Origin of the sequence: Psychrobacter sp. TB15, assembly GCF_000511655.1 — a bacterium.
Lineage (GTDB): Bacteria > Pseudomonadota > Gammaproteobacteria > Pseudomonadales > Moraxellaceae > Psychrobacter > Psychrobacter submarinus.
Window position 1 is genome coordinate 30,526 of sequence record NZ_AYXN01000017.1, and the last position, 17,688, is coordinate 48,213.

Annotated in this window: 18 protein-coding genes; 6 read left to right on the plus strand and 12 right to left on the minus strand. The window is 43.7% G+C overall.

What is annotated here, in order from left to right; all coding sequences use genetic code 11:
• Positions 1-87: 87 nt before the first annotated feature.
• The 3 genes from W234_RS0104145 (at position 88) to W234_RS0104155 (ending at position 3,076) form a co-directional block, all read left to right on the plus strand.
• Positions 88-1,434, plus strand: a complete 1,347-nt coding sequence (locus W234_RS0104145) for a sensor histidine kinase (RefSeq protein ID WP_025645040.1) — start codon at positions 88-90, stop codon at positions 1,432-1,434.
• Between the two features lie 364 nt (positions 1,435-1,798).
• Entirely contained in the window at positions 1,799-2,269 is a 471-nt protein-coding gene (locus W234_RS0104150) for a diacylglycerol kinase (RefSeq protein WP_025645042.1), read from the plus strand.
• A gap of 48 nt (positions 2,270-2,317) precedes the next feature.
• The gene (locus W234_RS0104155) at positions 2,318-3,076 is read left to right on the plus strand and encodes a PAP2 family lipid A phosphatase (RefSeq protein WP_037058916.1); all 759 of its coding nucleotides are present in this window, start codon (positions 2,318-2,320) and stop codon (positions 3,074-3,076) included.
• A gap of 118 nt (positions 3,077-3,194) precedes the next feature.
• Here the strand turns inward: W234_RS0104155 and W234_RS0104160 are convergent, their stop codons facing one another.
• From W234_RS0104160 to W234_RS0104175, 4 genes are all read right to left on the minus strand, one after another.
• Entirely contained in the window at positions 3,195-3,896 is a 702-nt protein-coding gene (locus tag W234_RS0104160; RefSeq protein ID WP_011959977.1) for a VIT family protein, read from the minus strand.
• Positions 3,897-3,977: 81 nt separating this feature from the next.
• The gene (locus W234_RS0104165) at positions 3,978-4,661 is read right to left on the minus strand and encodes a hypothetical protein (RefSeq protein ID WP_011959976.1); all 684 of its coding nucleotides are present in this window, start codon (positions 4,659-4,661) and stop codon (positions 3,978-3,980) included.
• Positions 4,662-4,724: 63 nt separating this feature from the next.
• Complete coding sequence (locus W234_RS0104170) at positions 4,725-5,795, minus strand: FAD:protein FMN transferase (RefSeq protein WP_227501911.1); 1,071 nt, start codon at positions 5,793-5,795, stop codon at positions 4,725-4,727.
• A 67-nt stretch (positions 5,796-5,862) separates the two neighbouring features.
• Positions 5,863-6,177 carry a hypothetical protein gene (locus W234_RS0104175; RefSeq protein WP_020444569.1) on the minus strand — a complete coding sequence of 105 codons (315 nt, stop codon included), beginning with the start codon at positions 6,175-6,177 and terminating at the stop codon, positions 5,863-5,865.
• 85 nt (positions 6,178-6,262) lie between these two features.
• On the opposite strand from W234_RS0104175, the gene W234_RS14935 reads away from it, so the two are divergent.
• Complete coding sequence (locus W234_RS14935) at positions 6,263-6,409, plus strand: pilus assembly protein TadG-related protein (protein ID WP_372862388.1); 147 nt, start codon at positions 6,263-6,265, stop codon at positions 6,407-6,409.
• A gap of 450 nt (positions 6,410-6,859) precedes the next feature.
• Here W234_RS14935 and W234_RS0104185 read toward each other — a convergent pair whose 3' ends face one another.
• The 3 genes from W234_RS0104185 to W234_RS0104195 all read right to left on the minus strand — a co-directional run bounded on the left by W234_RS0104185 (position 6,860) and on the right by W234_RS0104195 (position 9,687).
• Positions 6,860-8,323, minus strand: coding sequence for an ATP-binding protein (locus W234_RS0104185; RefSeq protein ID WP_011959972.1), 1,464 nt, complete (start codon positions 8,321-8,323; stop codon positions 6,860-6,862).
• Between the two features lie 64 nt (positions 8,324-8,387).
• On the minus strand, positions 8,388-9,062 hold the full coding sequence (locus W234_RS0104190) for a response regulator (protein ID WP_020444568.1): 675 nt from the start codon (positions 9,060-9,062) through the stop codon (positions 8,388-8,390).
• A gap of 19 nt (positions 9,063-9,081) precedes the next feature.
• Complete coding sequence (locus tag W234_RS0104195) at positions 9,082-9,687, minus strand: cytochrome b/b6 domain-containing protein (protein WP_020444589.1); 606 nt, start codon at positions 9,685-9,687, stop codon at positions 9,082-9,084.
• A 320-nt stretch (positions 9,688-10,007) separates the two neighbouring features.
• On the opposite strand from W234_RS0104195, the gene W234_RS0104200 reads away from it, so the two are divergent.
• Positions 10,008-11,267 carry a ferric reductase-like transmembrane domain-containing protein gene (locus W234_RS0104200; RefSeq protein ID WP_020444588.1) on the plus strand — a complete coding sequence of 420 codons (1,260 nt, stop codon included), beginning with the start codon at positions 10,008-10,010 and terminating at the stop codon, positions 11,265-11,267.
• Positions 11,268-11,673: 406 nt separating this feature from the next.
• Here W234_RS0104200 and W234_RS0104205 read toward each other — a convergent pair whose 3' ends face one another.
• The 5 genes from W234_RS0104205 to potA form a co-directional block, all read right to left on the minus strand.
• A complete protein-coding gene (locus tag W234_RS0104205) occupies positions 11,674-12,165 on the minus strand; it encodes a hypothetical protein (protein WP_025645055.1) in 492 nt (163 codons plus the stop codon).
• Between the two features lie 286 nt (positions 12,166-12,451).
• Positions 12,452-13,342, minus strand: coding sequence for a LysR family transcriptional regulator (locus tag W234_RS0104210; protein WP_025645057.1), 891 nt, complete (start codon positions 13,340-13,342; stop codon positions 12,452-12,454).
• A gap of 306 nt (positions 13,343-13,648) precedes the next feature.
• Positions 13,649-14,482 (minus strand): spermidine/putrescine ABC transporter permease PotC, encoded by an 834-nt coding sequence (potC, locus tag W234_RS0104215; protein ID WP_025645059.1) that lies wholly within the window; start codon positions 14,480-14,482, stop codon positions 13,649-13,651.
• Positions 14,482-15,360 (minus strand): spermidine/putrescine ABC transporter permease PotB, encoded by an 879-nt coding sequence (gene potB / locus W234_RS0104220; protein WP_025645061.1) that lies wholly within the window; start codon positions 15,358-15,360, stop codon positions 14,482-14,484. Before potB ends, potC begins: the two co-directional genes overlap by 1 nt.
• A complete protein-coding gene (gene potA, locus W234_RS0104225) occupies positions 15,360-16,703 on the minus strand; it encodes a spermidine/putrescine ABC transporter ATP-binding protein PotA (protein ID WP_025645063.1) in 1,344 nt (447 codons plus the stop codon). Before potA ends, potB begins: the two co-directional genes overlap by 1 nt.
• A 336-nt stretch (positions 16,704-17,039) precedes the next feature.
• Here potA and W234_RS0104230 point away from each other — a divergent pair, with 336 nt between their 5' ends.
• A complete protein-coding gene (locus W234_RS0104230) occupies positions 17,040-17,678 on the plus strand; it encodes a carbonic anhydrase (RefSeq protein ID WP_025645065.1) in 639 nt (212 codons plus the stop codon).
• Positions 17,679-17,688 lie beyond the last annotated feature (10 nt).

The window sequence follows — 17,688 nt, forward strand, 5'->3', positions numbered from 1 at the left end:
GATTTACAGATTAGAGTCTATTATAAGCAGTCATATCTATATTTTTTCTTACGCTATCTATTGCCTTACACTAAATAAGCGTCTGCCATGTTCACTATAGACTCAATCGCCAATAAGTTTCGAATCTCCTATTTTGTATTCGCTTTATTGCTTTGCACGGCTTTCGTCAGCATTTTTATGTATGCTGAGATGCGAATTGAACAGGACTTAGTGAAAGGGCGACTTTTACAGCAGCTACAAATCAGTCAAGAAAAATATGGTGAACAGGCTGTTTATACAGCAAATCCGGGTATTAAAATTTATCGTTATGATAGTGCGCCTGAGAATTTAAAAACAATAGCCAACGGAACCGTTCAAGAAATGCGAGTAACCGTAAATAATAAAGCGGGTAAAACTGAAACTAATCTGCATTTTTTTGCTTATCCACAAAATGAGCAAAACTATATTTTGACCTACTTAGAAGGGTCTGAAATGGCGATGGAGAATTATCCTGTTTTAGCAATCTTTGAGAATCTAGAAGATATATTTGCTGATGCACTAAAAATTGCGGTCCTTTTGAGCTTACTAATCGCTGCGCTATTCTCTTATTTATCCTCTAAGCAAATCATCAAGCCTTTATTAGATCTAAAAAAAGCGGTAGAGACCGATAATCAAAATTTAACCGAATTAACCCACCTACCCTCAGAAGTTGGGGTGTTAGCACAAGCGATTGATGAGAAAAATAATAACCTTGAGCAGTATCTAAAGCGTGAGCAATTATTCACAGGCGATGTCAGCCATGAATTGCGTACCCCTTTAACCATAATAATGGGCGCATCCGAGGTATTAGCCTCCCAATTAGCGCACGACAGCTATTTAAGCGAATTTACTAACCGTATCAACACGACTGCAAAGGAGACCACTGAGATTATCAGCGCCTTATTACTACTCTCTCGTGCCCCTGAAAAACTGGATGCCCCGCAAACCTCTATTAATAGTATTGCTATAAATGAGGCGCAGCGCTTAAACTATCTACTCAAATATAAGTCAGTCACTTGTACAATAATCGCTGAACAAGTGTATTTTACAAACGTGCGTCCTGAACTGCTAAAAATGGCGCTAGGTAACCTCATTAAAAATGCCTTTCAATACACAGATGATGGCGAAGTCATCATAACTATCGATAGTGACAAAATAGTCGTTACTGATACGGGTCTTGGTATTCCTGAGAGTATGATGCCGCTGCTGTATGAGCGCTTTGAGCGTTTAGAGCATAGCAATACGGATGGCAAAACGGATGACAATTCGAGCACAGATAAGGCATTTAGTAATAAGGTTGAAGGGTCGGGCTTAGGACTTAGTATCGTGCAGCGTATTATGACGCATATGGATTGGGAATTAACCCATCAAGCCAATAAAACTGGGGGCAGCAGCTTTAGTATTTATTATCGTTAAGGCTATCGAACGATAAGCCCAATTATATAGCTTTAGTCAAAGCAGTAGCCGACACCTCAATAGCACAGGTGTTAGTTACTGCTTTTTGGTTTGTCCAGTATTTAGGTATTAAGCTTAGTAAAGACGCTATATCAAAAGTCTAAAACCCGCAATTGCCCTACTTAAGCAACGGTATAAATTTAATTTCAGGGTTTTATCTTAACGCTTTCTTAACGATACCAATCTTATAATGATACCTAAGTGCTAACCAGTGCCCTCCTACACTGGGATCATTACAACAAGAATTATATCGGTGATTGCACTTTTTATTTTATTCCCAAAGCTTGCCATACCCTCTAACTTTAATGACTATTAAGCAATCAACATGAGTACTCGCAAACCTACTATTCTCGATAATGAAGCCGCAGATTTTGATTATAAACTTAAAGAAACAACTGGCTCTCTACTGGTAGCTGATAGCTTTGCGAGTGAAGTTAAAGGTAAAAAGGGGCTGTCTCGTATTTTAAAAGCGACGGGCTACTCGATAGATGGTTTTAAAGCGGCTTATAAATATGAAGCGGCCTTTAGGCAAGTTATTTGGCTTAACTTTTTACTACTTATCGTTTTAATATTTATGCCTTTTGCTATCTATATAAAAATGCTGCTGTTAATAGTTTCGTTTCTATCGCTTATCGTCGAGCTATTCAATACAGGTATCGAAGCCTGCGTTGACCATACTTCTACAGAACAACATCCGCTCGCTAAAATAGCTAAAGATGTCGGTTCTGCTGCTCAGTTTTTGGCGTTATTGCTATTGTTTGTTTTATGGCTGATGGCATTATTTAACGTCTTATAGCGAATAGCACTTGAGGTTTTGCAAATTAATATATTGAAAGGTATTTCAATGGCATTGGAAAATAACTCATCTGATTGGATGTGGCTTAAGCTGCTTTGCTTAACGATCATTACAGCGTTAATCTTTGAACATAGCCAGTTTGATATTCACATCAGCGAGCTTTTTTATACTAATGGGCAATGGCTTATACAAAAGGGCGCACAGCCTTATGCTTTCATCTTTTATGATGCTCCTAAAGCATTATTGATTTTGCTAGCCCTCTACTTAATCACTGTGTTAATTATTAAATACAGACAGCCTTCGAATAATGTTTCTATCATCAAGAATAGAAGTATCAATCAATTTATGGTTCCCTTTTCAGTACGTGAAATAAGCTACCTACTGATTATTCTTATCGTCGTACCTTCTACTGTTGCCCTATTAAAGAGTGTCACTCATGTCAGTTGCCCCAATCATTTAACGCTGTTTGGTGGGGACTTACCTTATCTGAATATTTGGCAAAACATAACCGCTAAAACCGATTCCAAATGCTTCCCAGCCGCCCATGCCAGTGCAGGGTTCTCTTTATATGGCCTGGCTTTTTTACCTAGTCTACACAAATATCGCTATAGGATATTTACAGTAGTGACTGTTTTAGGCTGGACGATGGGGCTGTATAAAATGAGTTTTGGCGATCACTTTTTTAGCCATACGCTGGTATCAATGCTGCTGTCACTGACAACAACTTGTACATTTGCCAGCTTCTTATTCAAAAAAGCAACCATTTATGAAGGCAGAAACATTGAGTCTAATACTTTGATAAGTTGATAACTACATTTATTATTAACACCTATAATCACACGTCATAATACTTAAGCTATGCATAAAATATTAGATGGTTCTATTTAGGGTATACCCTTATTTACTGACCAGTTTTATGAGGCCCCTATAATGCTGCCACCCCAAACAACCGACCAATCAATGATGTTGCGACCATAGCGAGCACACCCCATATCACAACTCTAGACGTAGCAGGAATAACAGGGGCACCGCCCAAGCGCGCTGATATTATGCCAAGTAGCGCTAAGCCTACTATCGTTAAAGTCGCGAGTGACCAAACCAGTGTTTGTGCTGGCAAAAGTAAAATACCAATAATCGGTAATATGGCGCCCGCAATGAATGACAATCCAGAAGCAACTGACGCATGAATCGGCTTAGCTTGACTCAGATCTGTCAAACCAATCTCATCTCGGGCATGCGCCTCTAGTGCATCATGCTCAGTCAAAGCTATGGCAACTTGATGCGCTAAGACATGATCCAGTCCACGTTTCTCATAAATTTTGGTGAGCTCAAATAGCTCGCGCTCAGCATTATGAGTCAGTTCATGCAACTCTTTATCCAGATCCGCTTTTTCGGTATCAGCTTGAGACGATACTGAAATATACTCACCAGCTGCCATCGATAGAGCACCTGCGGTTAACGCGGCCATCCCTGTCAATAGCAGTGTTTGACTATTTGCACTTGCTGCAGCGACACCGACTAATAGACTCGCGGTTGAAATCAGTCCATCATTGGCACCAAGTACTGCTGCCCTAAGCCAATGATTGCGATTGCTTAGATGAGCTTCGTCGTGAATAGAATGATGCATAGCATAGATACCCTCAAACGATTTAGACATAAATTAGAATATGTCAGTGTAGCCTATAATGACACACCAATTTCCACATAGTTACCTTGCTTGCTTTAAAGCGATTATTCGATAGGTTATTAGTAAAAAGACTATTGTTTGACTGCCGGCATAAAATAATAACAAAGGCAGCGCGCGACTGTCTGAGCCCACCATAAACACATGAATACTGATGAACATATACGCCATAAAGGTCAAAAAGTGTAGCCAGCGCCATGCTGATTGACCAATATACTGCTTAATATAAAAACTAAACGCACAGATAAATAAGAACCAAAACCCCAACTGCCCCAAGGCCACGCCCACACGCTCAGTCTGAAAACCAAAAGGCATTAGCACCTGCCATAAGTTCAGATTTAAGAAATTATCTGCTAATAAGATACCAGCATGAAACGCGGCAAAGCCTACGGCAATCAGGCTTAGATACTGATGTAAGACAAATACCCGCGCTGCATTAAAGCGCTTGCCTAAACGAGTGCTTAACAACAAGCCAAAAATGACTGCCAACCAAAATAACGTATAAGCGATAACACCGCTTGCCCGTGATAAATACCAAAAGTGTTTATCTGTGCTGGTCAGTAGCTGAGATACCGTCTCTCCCCAAGTTAACGACGCATAACCACCAACTCCGATAGCAATGCTTAACGTTAAGCCAACCCATAGAGCCTGAGTGAGAACATTAGTATTGGAAGCAGTATGACTGCTGGTAGGATGGTCTGTATGCATGACTATGCTCCTATGAATGGCTTTACTTAATGTATTGATATCTAGCGCATGTCGCGTGATAAATTAACTAGCAAGCAGGTTTGGACGCATGGCAGAAGTCACCATCACTTTGTTATCCCTATCTATTAACAACGCCGCAATATGGTGTTTGTTGAGCCACGCCACGGCTGCTTTAACACCAAGAAGCACGCAGTATTTGGCGTATACCTCCGCCGTCATCGCATCTTTCGCCAGTACCGTTGCAGTTAGGACGTCACTTGTTACTGGACGCAAGTCATGCGGATGGATCAAATGATGTTGCCAGCGGCCGTCGTGCAACCAGCGACGATAATCTTGCCCAGATGTGGCGACAGCCCCAGAGCTGAGCTTGAGGATCGCCACATCTTCATCATTGTGAACGTGCTCACTATTGGCAAAATACGGCTTGGCAACAGCCACTCCCCAAGACACCGGTTTATCTGTTGGGTTTTTTGGAACACCAATCGCGATATCCCCACCCATATCGACTAAGCAGGGAATATGCCAGTCATGAACTCGGCTAATATTTTCCGCCAACTGCATGGCGCACCACCCTTTGACATATCCATTCAAATCCAGTGCCATGCCAGCTGGCAGATATACTTGATGTTGTCTGTCAGCTAACTGGCGAAGCTGAATACCTTCTATCTGCTGATTGGCATGGTTAGCACTTGTCGTGTCTTGCACGTTTGTAGGGGTGCTTACGCTAGTAACAGGTAATGATGGCACAGACATTTTGGGCAAGGTCTCAAATGAATGCTTATAGCCTGCGTCCCATAGAGGGTGCAATAACGTTGGTGTTACTAAGCCTTGAGTCTTTGAGACAAAGTGAATGGCACGCTGCAACACCTCAAATAATTCTGAACTCACCTCAGACCATTGGTCGCCACGGTTATTCAGTCTCATAAGCTCACTGCTGTCATCAAAACGACTGAAGATATGTTCCCAGTCAGCTAAGCGCTGCTGAATATCGTTTGTCAAAAAAGCGACTTGTTGGTCTATTCTCATTTGTGAAGGTTGCGCGCTCAGTCTTGTGGTATTTAAGCTAATTTGAATGTGACAACCCATGGCAAACAGTTTAATCGTTGCCAGTTGCGGTGTTGTTTGATTGGACATATTTGTGTGCATTCAAAGCCCTCCCTTGACTAAACATTCAAACTAAATAATCTGTGGTTTTTCTTATTTATTGAGAAGATCGCGTACGAGCGACAACCCTTATTACCTCAACAGGTGCGACTGCATTGACCTGTCGCAATTGATTGATATCAGCGATGGGCGTTGGCGTGACTGCCCTTTCATCAGACTCAGCAACAGCAGTGCTTATAATGGCAGTGCTCACAGGGGCAGTTTTTTGTTCTTGATTGAGTAGTACCAGCCATCCTGCCATAGTACCTGCAATCGAGACCATCATAATGCTGCTTTTAAGAGCGGCAAAAGGATCTGCTTTTTTAGCCGTTTTTTTGACGGCTGGTGTCGAATGTGATTTGGTATTAGTCATCGTATTCCTCCTCATCATGTTGCTGATAGCTCATGGCGATTAGGCGATCATTCTCTTTATAGTATTTTTTATCGTGTGCTTTGCGATGTTTATCCTCTTTACGTTTATCATCATCGTGGTGCTTATCTTCATAATCGTCATCGTCAAATCTCTCAGCACGATAGTCATTGGTCGCAACCGGATTCAGTACAGTGCCGACACTGGCATCAATATAAGTAGCGCCGCTGTCTAATAGCACCTCATAAGCGACGGTGCCGTTATAATTGACGAGCTCGGGTGAAGCCTGCAATACTGAATTGGGCGCGTCTTGCTGCGCAAGCGCAGTTGCTTGCGTGGCTGTGAGTGCCGCCAGAGGTGATGGATTGGCAAATGGGGATTGCGTGAGAGGGTTTGCCACGGCTTTAAAGGACGATAAATCAGAGGATATAGAGGTAATGTCAGTATTTTGACTCATGGCATTCGCAGCTGATAGTGCGTCATCAGCGCTGGGCGACTGGACAGATAAGGCGATAACGCCACCAAAAAACACTAATGAGGTTGCACCAACAGTCAATAATAAGGGTTTTAATAGAGGTAGGCTCATAAGATTGTACTCCGTCTATATTATTAGGGAATACAACTAGCATACGGGGTAAATATTAACTCAACCTTAAGCCCACGCCGATTAATTTTTATCGTTTTATCAGATGCTTGATATCGCTTTTTTATGTCTTATCGTGACGATAAAGCCAGTTTCTGGTTGAGAGCGGTTAGCAAACTCTAACGTCAGACCGTGCAGCTCTGCTATTCGATTGGCAATGGATAGCCCAAGACCGCTACCTAATTGGCTTTGACCTGCTGGGCGATAAAAGCGCTCGCTTAAGCGCGTCAGTTGTTCTGGCTCGACGCCACTGCCATTATCGACCACTCTAATAGCATTGGTGTCGAGCTGAAGTTCAATCAAAGCGCCCTCGGGACAATAGCGAATGGCATTGTCCAACAGGTTACGGATGAGCAGTTTGAATAAAATTGGATTGATAAGGATGGGTAGAATATCAGCAGGATTGTCACAGTTCACAGTGCGTTTTAATTGCATGTGCTTTTCACGAGCCAGCCGATTGACATCACTGAGTACAATATCCGTTAGCATCAACCAATCCGGACTTTCTAATTGCTCAGGAGGTAATTGTTGTTGCGGTTCTATTTTGGCTAAAATCAGCAGTTGATCGACCAAATGAGTGGCCCGCTCAATGCCATTGCTAATGTTTTGGGCATGATAGAACAGCTGATTATCGTCTTCTACGCCAGATAACTGCAATATCTGCTGCTGTAACAAATCAGCTTGTAGCTTTAACGCCGCAAGCGGGCTTCTAAGCTCATGTGAGGCATCGGCGGTAAAGCGCTGCTCACGTGCTAGGGTATCCGCGACTTTTACAAACAAGACATTTAAGGCGCTCACTAACGGTTGGATCTCTTTGGGCACGTCCGCTGTGATGGGGCTATCATCTTGCGGTTGACGCTGTTCAAGCGCACTACTAATCTGAGTTAACGGCATAAACCCCCGCCGGATCAGCCACACCACCAAACCCATAAATGCAAATAGCCCAATCAACATCGGCAGCACTTGCACGGACATGGCATCAGTAATCATCTCTCGGCGAGATTTGAGGTTCTGTCCGACGGCAATGACCCGACCTTCATAGTCATGATCATCATGGACGTAAAATAAACGCCAGCGCTTACTAAAAGGGTTGAGGCGCTGATAGGCAGAATCATGCTCTTCTAAAAACCCATGCTGGTCTGGCAAAAAAGCAAATGATTGACCATTTTCATCAGCCATTAATAGACGGCCTTTTTTATCCCAAATGGCAAAGCCCATATAGTCATCCTCAGCCTCACCAAGATCACCTGATAGCTGCTTACTTTTTAACGCATAGATTTTGGGCGTGTGCTTTTTGTTATCATCCCTTTGCCTATGATGGTCTTTATCGTCCTCTTCTTTGGGGGCGACCCCTATTAAATAACGGGCAACTTGAGTGATTTGGGTGTCATTCATCTCATTGATTTCGTGCCAAAGCTTCCACGCAATAAAGCTTGAGGTAAGCACCCACAGCAAAGGTAAACCAATCAGTAGCGATGTTAATAGCCGTTGCTGAATACTTTTCATAGGCTCACCAAGTAGCAGACAAAGTGGAGGCACCAAAAACAGACCGTTGAATGCCTAACGGTGGTTAATGGTGGTTATGGACTGGATTGAGATAGTAGCCAATACCGCGTTTGGTCAAGATAAAATCATTGCCCAGTTTTTTACGTAAATGATGAATGTGTACTTCAATGGCATTGCTTTCGATATCTTGTTGCCACCCATATAGCTTGTCTTCTAAGCTTGCGCGGCTGTGGATTTGCTTAGGGTGGGTCAGCATTTGCTCTAAGATTGCCACTTCTTTGATGGTTAATTCTACCATTTTGCCTTGATAAGAGACTTGCTGATTCTGAGGCTGATAGGCCACTTCGCCATAACGGACTTCAGGTTGACACCGACCTTGGCTGCGTCTCATCAATGCTTGTAGACGGGCAATCACCTCATCTAATGCAAATGGCTTCACCAAATAATCATCAGCGCCGGCATTGAGTCCTGCCACACGATTGGCAATCGCATCGCGAGCGGTGATAATCAATACTGGCGTATCTATGTGTTTTTCCCGCCAGTTTTTTAGGACGGTCATGCCATCACCTTTTGGCAAGGTCAAATCCAGCAGTACCGCATCAAACATGCCATCTTGCAGCGCCATCTCACCTTGCTTGGCATCACCAAACCAATCCACCATCATGCCATGACTTTTTAAGCCAAGGACAATTCCATCAGCGATGGTGCTGTCGTCTTCTATCAATAATATGCGTGCCATAAGTGCTCCATCGCTTGACTTATTTCATAGTAGTCGGCTTGTCTGTCACCGTTTTTTTGCCCGTTATCATTGATTTAATGAGGTTTTGGCGTTGCCAGTAACTCATGGCAATCGCTGCGATGATATGTAGAGGAACCAGTAGATATAAGCTGTTTGCTAATAACTCATGAATCTCTTCAAGCACCTCTTTATCACCAAACAGCCCTGCTTCCATCAGATAACCGGTTAGTCCTAACCCTATAGTCACAGCCCATAACGATAACATCATCAGTGCGGCCAAGGGGTTATGACCAAGATTCTGCTCATCAACGCGTCGAACGCTTAAATCTGATACATGCCGTTTGAGTCGTTTTGGTGTGGGGAAAAAGCCAGTAAAGCGTGCATAGCGCGTGCCAACCAGACCCCAAAGTAAACGTATGACCACCAGTCCCAAAACGGTATAGCCGACATACTCATGCCACTCACCACCATCTTCGGTAAAAAACAGATTAGCAATAATACCAGCTGCGACTGTCCAATGAGTCACTCTTACTAATAGGTCCCAAACTTTTACTTGCCTCGCTTTAGGCATGTTCGGTACATGTGCAGAAGAGTCGTCCCAATTAATGATGTCTTTTTGGCTCATGGTTGTCACTCCTTAATCATTTGTTTGTTTATTGACAACACCCGCTGCTAAACACTGAAAATCAGCAAGATATCGTAAGCAGACGAGATATCACATCATCTGCCTTATCGCTATTACAACAAACAAATCTTAAGGTGAGCTTAGGACGTTAAAACAGGTAAATCATTGTGCAGCGAACCGGTAGCCTACGTCGTGCCATATACACCACTTAAGAATTATTTAAGAATCAGGCTGTATTATTAGCCATACTTCTCAATAAATACCTACTTGTTAAATCAAGCTTTCTTAACGGCAATAAAATAATTTTTCGGGAGATTCTTATGGCTTTAAAGTCATGGCAAGTGATCGGTAGTGTCGTACTGATCACTTCAATCACTGTACTCATGCAAATTTCCTCTGAAACGTGGATCACATCAGCAACAGTCAGTTTGATAATGGGTGCTTCGGCTTTAGCGTGCATGGCAAGCTCATGCATACTCGCTAGCCGTTGGCACGGTATTGAAAGGCTCTTTGGCGGTCTGGACAGGGTTTATGAAGCGCATAAGTGGATTGCTATATGGGCACTTATTTTCGCTGTCTATCATTTTGTCTTCAAAGCCAAGCTAGACGCTTGGGATCTTGCGCCCATTTTGGAGTTGTCCAAATATTGGACGCGTTTGATGCGTCAACTCAGCCTTGTCGCGTTAGGTCTGATTATACTACTGGCGCTGAATCGCAAAATCCCGTATGGCAACTGGCGTTGGTTGCATAAGTTCTCAGGCCCACTTTTTTTAATCGTTATACTACATTGGCTGAGCTTTGAGTCTCCCATCACACTGACTAGTCCAGCAGGTATTTGGTTAGCACTACTTTGTTCTGTAGGCGTGATTGCAGCATTGTACAAGATGATATTGTACCCATTCATTGCCAAAGCCGGAGAGTATAAGTTAGTCGCTATATCCCAGGGCAAAGCGGCGGTACACTTGGAGTTTGAGCCAGTCCGTAAAGGGTTTCAATTTAAGGCTGGTCAATTTGCCTTTATCTCTCTTAAAGAACCAGGTTTGCACGAGCCGCATCCTTTTACCATAGCTAACGCACCTTCTGATACTGGACACATCCATTTTGTGATTCGAGCATTGGGTGATTATACAAAAAAGCTAAATGAACAAGCCAAAGTGGGTATGTTGGCTGATATTTATGCGCCTCATGGTAATTTTAAACGTATATCAAATGCAGAGCGTGAAATCTGGATTGGTGCCGGAGTAGGAATCTCTCCCTTTATTTCTTGGCAAGAGGATAAAACTATCGGTCATTTTGAACGTGCCACTCTGATATATTGCTTCGATCCTGCGCGTGTTTTTCCAAGTGTTGAGCGTATGCAGGAGATGACAGAACAGTCTGGAGTAGATTTCGTAGCCAACCCAAGTGGCAGTAATGCCATGGCTGAAACCATTCGGCAAGTCGCCAGTGAAGTTAATCCAAAGCAGATTCAGATTAGTTTTTGCGGTCCAAAAGGGCTTTTAGGAAAAGTACAAGAGTTAATGAAAGAAAATGGTATTCCTGCCAAAAATATTCATTATGAGTTTTTTGATTTTCGCTAGAACACGTACAATTTGCCGTGCTTAACACAAACCCAATAAGACAAATGGCACGCTGGCTCAAGTCATAAAGTCATCGGTGCTAGTGCTAAGTAGGCGAACGACAATGGTATACAGATTAATTTAAGTCATCGAACGTTGATCAGGAGCCTGGTGGTTTAAAGGCCGTCTTATACTTAATGGTCTACAGTGACTTAACATGAAATGGATATACCGCCATTTCATGTTAAAAAGGACACTACTGTGTACACGGAGCTACTATAAATAACTAGGAGTGATGATAACAATAGCGTACAACCGAATATTCAAGTCCTCACTAGGGAACCGTATTCTTAGCTTGAGCTAAACATATATTTTTGGGTGTACCGGATTTTTGTCTTACCACCTCACTCTATAAAAAATTCAAATTTCATACTGTATGTCGATCGAATATTAGTTCGATTAGATTAAAAACTTCCTTCTCGTCTAAAATTGATCCATTGTATAGCATAGGTTTTAATGGTTTTCCTATAGAGCTACCTGCTTTTAGATAGATAGTCAATATCCAGTGATTAGTATGACCGCGAGTTAAAGGGTGTAAATCTAACCTTTCGATATCTCGCCATAATATTAAGTGTTGCTGATTTGACTTAAACACATGAAAAAAAGAAATTCCAGCTTGTTCAATCGTTACTATTGGCTTTTTACCTAACCAAATATAAGATAAAAGTAAAAGACCAAAGCTACCACCTCCTATGAGCAACCATCCAATACTAACTATAATCCAATCTCCTTCTTGCTTAGCGATCGGAGCAACAAAGCAACCCAGAATAAATATAAATATCGAGCCAATTATATTTATGAAGTGCTGTTTGAGGGTATAAGTCAGTTTGATTGGATAAGGAACTAAATTGTTACTCATTTTTATCCCTTTTTTTGAAATGATTCATAATTTATTTTAGTATCAACTCTACGTTCAAGTCCTTTTACTAAGTCTATCATCAAATCCTTATCCCCCTGTCTGCTCAAAAAATCCAACAAATTATCAGCTGTGTATTTCTTTAAATGTATACGTGTTCTAAGCCTTTAGTAAAAATCATACTATGAAAGACGTAATATTTAGTTAGAGTATGGACTAGTCTGCAACTCGCAACTATCTTCAAAAACTAAATATTGTTCTCATAACGGGCGTTATGACAAATAAAGCTCTAAACCGGCTTAACAATCCCATCAAGTAAACTCGCAAACCCCTGCATATACGCCATATCTTGGTTCGCCGTGCGCGTTGCTGCATAAAGCTGACAATACACGCCGTCCCCCAATGGCCGAGAGACCACCCAACCTTTTTTTTCATACTCGCTTACTACCCAATCAGGCAATGCTGCCACGCCGCGCTCGCTGGCGACCAGCTGGATGAGCATTGCGGTCAGCTCCGTGGTGCGAATATCGGCAAAGCTCACATCGCTTGGCGTCATAAAATTAGCAATAATATCGAGGCGTTTGGCTTCGACTGGATAGGCGATCAAAGTCTCATCGATCAGGTCTGTAGACGTTACAAAGTCTCGCTCAGCCAAATCATGAGTGGGTGAGAGCACCAATCGGCTCTCATACTCAAATAACGGCTGATAGCTGATACCCTCAAGCGGTAAGTTACTGGTAGTAATCAATAAATCAATATCACCTTCCATCAGTAAATGATGCGGCTCAGGCTCAAAGCCAGTGGCAAAATCAAGCTCGACATCCGACCACTCGCGGCGATAGTGATTGAGTATCGGCATCAACCAATCAAAACAGCTATGGCACTCAGAGGCCAGACGCAGGCGACCGGCTTGCCCATGCGCTAAGCGCTTTAGATCGTTTTTGGTACGCGTGACTTGCGGCATGATATTATCCGCTAAGGCTAGCACGACTTTACCTGCTGGCGTGAAAGTGAGCGGGCGCGTGCGGCGATTAACGAGGCTGATATCATAATAGTTTTCCAGCTCTTTTAGCTGATGCGAGACGGCAGAGGCGGTGACATGCAGCTCATCGGCGGCCGCAGCCAGCGAGCCATGGGCTCTAAGCGCGGTTAAGGTATTGAGATGACGAAGCTCTAGCATAAATAGCTCGGTAGTGAGGATGAAGTGCATTCATTATAATCGATAAAGTGCTGAAGTTCACTCATAGCTAATAACTGCTCTAGCGACGACGTAATAATAGCTGTGAGATAATCACTAATACCAAGGACGCGGCTAACAATAGCGTTCCGACAGCGTTGACCTCAGGTTTTAGTCCTGAGAAGCGTTAAAAAATTGCACTGCAATTTTAGCTTTGCAAGGGAAATTCTTTAAATAGAATTTCCAAGAAGCTTTTGTAAGGTTTTAAAGCTAGTCTAAAGGCGCCAGCCTACAACAGACCCTACTAACTTAACGCTTACGCAATAAGAGCTGCGACATAATCACTAATACTAATGAAGCAGCTAACAACAGCGTGCCGACGGCATTAACCTCAGGCTTAAGACCGACACGCACCATAGAATATATTCGCAGCGGCAGGATTTCATAGCTAGGGCCAGTCACAAAGGTCGAGACCACCATATCATCGAGTGATAAGGTAAAAGCCAATAACCAACCCGCCATTACCGCAGGCATAATCACCGGAATCAGTACCGTACGGATCATCGTCGACTCAGATGCACCCAAGTCACGCGCCGCCTCCATTAGCCGCTCATCTAAGCTGCTCAAACGCGCAAAGACAGTAATGACCACGAACGGCAGGCAAAAAGTAATATGCGCTATTAGTAAAGACACAAAGCCTAGCTGTAAGCCTATCAATAAAAACAGTGCCAGTAGTGAGATAGCTAGGACAATCTCAGGCGACATCATTAGTACAAACAATAGGCCATTTAATAGCCCTTTACCGCGAAAATCATAGCGATGTAGCGCCATAGCGGTCAAAGTACCGATCAAAGTAGAGACAGTCGCTGCGATGAGTCCTAAGACGATAGAGTGCCAAAAAGCATCGAGCATCGCTTGATTATTAAACAGCGACTCGTACCACTTTAGGCTAAAGCCGCCCCAGTTGTAGCCCGTCTTAGACTCATTAAAAGACATGACTACTAGGACAATAATGGGTAAATACAGCAGTAGATAGATTAAGCTTAGATAGCCCTTGGCAAACAAATTTCCTAGTTTTAGCGGTTTATTGGTTTTTGTCGAGGGTTGGTTTTTACTCATTGAGTTAGCAGAATTAGCAGACATCAGGCCACCTCATTGAAGTCAGTTTTGCCAATGCGTTTACTACTAGCGCGATAAGCTAAGAGTAATACCGCCATCGCAAGCGTCAATAGCACACTAGCCGCCGCACCAAATGGCCAGTCGCGGGCATCTAAAAATTGATTTTTGATGATGTTACCAACGAGTAGGTTGCGCGATCCGCCCAAGATATCAGCGACATAGAACATACCCATCGCCGGTAGCAGCACGAGTAAGACTCCGGAGATGATACCGGGCGTTGTAAGTGGCAATACTATGTGCCAAAAAGTCTGCCGCCTGCTTGCACCCAAATCTTGTGACGCCAAGAGCATGTCATCACGCAAGTCCGTAAATACCGCGTACAACGGCAGCACCATAAAGGGGAAGAGGAGATAAGTTAGGCCAACGATCACTGCGCCTTGGGTGTAGAGCATATTGATAGGCGTCTCGATGATACCGATGGCAAGTAGTGCCTTATTAATAAGGCCATTCGTCGCTAGTAGCAGCTTGAGCGCATAGACCCGCACTAAGGAGTTGGTCCAAAACGGTAATATCAGCAGCAGCATGAGTAACGGCTGCCAGCGCAGATGAACACGAGAGACCAGCCAAGCAAACGGATAACCGAGTAATAAGCACAGCACAGTAGTAATACCCGCCATCCATAACGAATGGGCAAACACCTCAAAATACAGCGGGTCAAGCAAGCGTAGATAGCTGTCAATAGTGACAGGTAAGCTGATAAAATCGCTCGTATCGCGTGTCAAAAAACTGACCGCAATGACTAAGATATTGGGCAGTAGCGCAAATATCAGCAGCCAGCCCCATATCAGCCATAAGGTAACCGTGCGAAAAGCGCCTTTACTAGTCAAGCTACTACCCGCCATTAGTCCATATCCTTTTGCATAGCGTTAGGGCCTCTCATAGTATCGGCGGTCACCGCTTCAGCGGCTGCATGATTGAAAGCCGCGTCATCAGCCGTACCATCGCTAGTAAAGGTGTCATTTGGTAATAGCCACTCCCAACCATCGACCCAAGAGACTTTTACCGCCTCATGCATTTTGTAATCAAAGCTTGGATCTTCTTCATCGAAGAACTCTGAGGCTTTAATGATATGACCGTTTTCAAGCTCAATGATCGAATCAAGCGTGCTGCCTTTATAGTTACTTTCAATCACGCGCCCCAATAATCCAGAGTGAGTCTCATCTTTAGGATCATAAATCCGCAGATCCTCAGGTCGTAGTAGGAGGTTGACCTTGTCACCGACTTGCACGGCATTGGCAAAATCAGGACGGCGCAGATTTCGTAGATGAGGGGCATCAGTTGTATGATCCTGCGCTTCACAAACCTCAACTTCGATACGGCCATTGGTGATCTGGCCATTGCGATCAGGCTGATCAGGATAGACGCCGTGTACTTTTGCTTCAAAGAGATTGGCCTCGCCGATGAATTTGGCGGTGAATAAATTGGCCGGAGTTTCATAGATTTGGATAGGGGTGCCAATTTGTTGGAATCTACCGTCTTTCATCACCGCAATACGATCCGACATAGACAGCGCCTCTTCTTGATCGTGAGTCACAAACACAAAGGTGATGCCAAGCTCGCGCTGCAGGCGTTTGAGCTCTGATTGCATCTGCAAGCGTAGCTTATGATCGAGGGCTGAGAGTGGTTCATCAAGTAATAATAGTTTAGGGCGATTGATAACGGCGCGGGCAATAGCGACGCGCTGCTGCTGGCCACCAGACAGATCTTGCGGACGGCGATTGGCTAGATGCTCCATCTGCACCATAGCTAACATCTCACGCACGCGGGTTTGTATCTCCGCCTTAGGCACTTTTTTAATCTTTAGGCCATAAGCGACGTTTTGCGCAACTGTCATATGTGGAAATAAAGCGTACTGCTGAAATACAGTATTGACCGGACGTTTATCAGCGGGCAAACCTGCCATTTGCATACCATCGAGTTGAATCTTACCAACGCTTGGTTGCTCAAACCCTGCAATCAGACGCAGCAAGGTAGTTTTACCACAACCAGACGGCCCAAGCAGCGTCAAAAACTCGCCATGCTTGATGTCGAGCGTGATGTCCTTGAGAACTTCGGTCTGATCGTAAGACTTTTTGATACCTGTCAGTTGCAGTAGCGTCTTACCAGTAGCATCTGTGCTATTAGTCTGAGTGCTATCAGTCTGAGCATTATTGGTTTGAGCAGTGGGCGCGGGCGAGTCAGTCATGAACGAAAGTCCTGATTATCCAAATCAATCGCATATATAGCGAGAGTCAAGTGCGGGTTATTATAACAAACCCGCTGCGCAAATAAGTGCAAGTTCAGTATCGATTGCAAGAGCTTGCTGGTTAGTCATTGTAATAAAAGAGCAAACCGCTCGTAACCATAAAAAGCAAATTTTCATTATTAATCGCTTTTTTATTGCTATACAATTATTACGATTACTGGTTGAATAAAGTCTTTACCAGTGACTACTTTATGATCTAAGTGAGCGGGTTTTGAAGCCTGTGCTCGTAGCCAATTATCTACCCATATCTACCCAAAAGTTATTTAAGGATATCTTATGACAGCCGAGAACCGCCTAGCAACAGGCGCTGAAGCATTAGAGATGTTGAAGCAAGGTAACGCCCGCTACGTTGACAGTCTCACCAGTACCGATGAATATATGCAGCGTCGTCCAGAGTTGGTCAAAGATCAAAATCCATTAGCCATTATTTTGGGCTGCTCGGATGCACGAGTACCTGTTGAGATTGTCTTTGATCAAGGCTTGGGGGATTTGTTTGTCATACGTGTGGCCGGCAATGTAGTGGCGCCATCACAGATTGGCTCAATTGAGTTTGCCGCCGAAGCTTTCGGTACGCAGTTGGTGGTGGTCCTTGGACACTCAAAATGCGGTGCTGTCACAGCTTGCGTCGAGACACTGATCAATCCTGAGCAGAACTATTCACCTAATTTGCAATCGATCGTTGATCGCATTCGCCCAAGTGTCTATAACTTGCATGAGCTGGCGACCGCCAATGGTCAAGACGTCGATGCCGATGAGCTGGTTGATCGCTCTATCCGTGCCAACGTGCGCATGTCAGTGAGTCAGCTCAGACATGGATCGCGTGCACTAGAGGACTTGACTAACAGTGGTCAGCTACTTGTTGTCGGTGCTGAGTATGACCTAGAGACAGGTAAGGTGAGGTTCTTAGACAGCTAATATATATCTA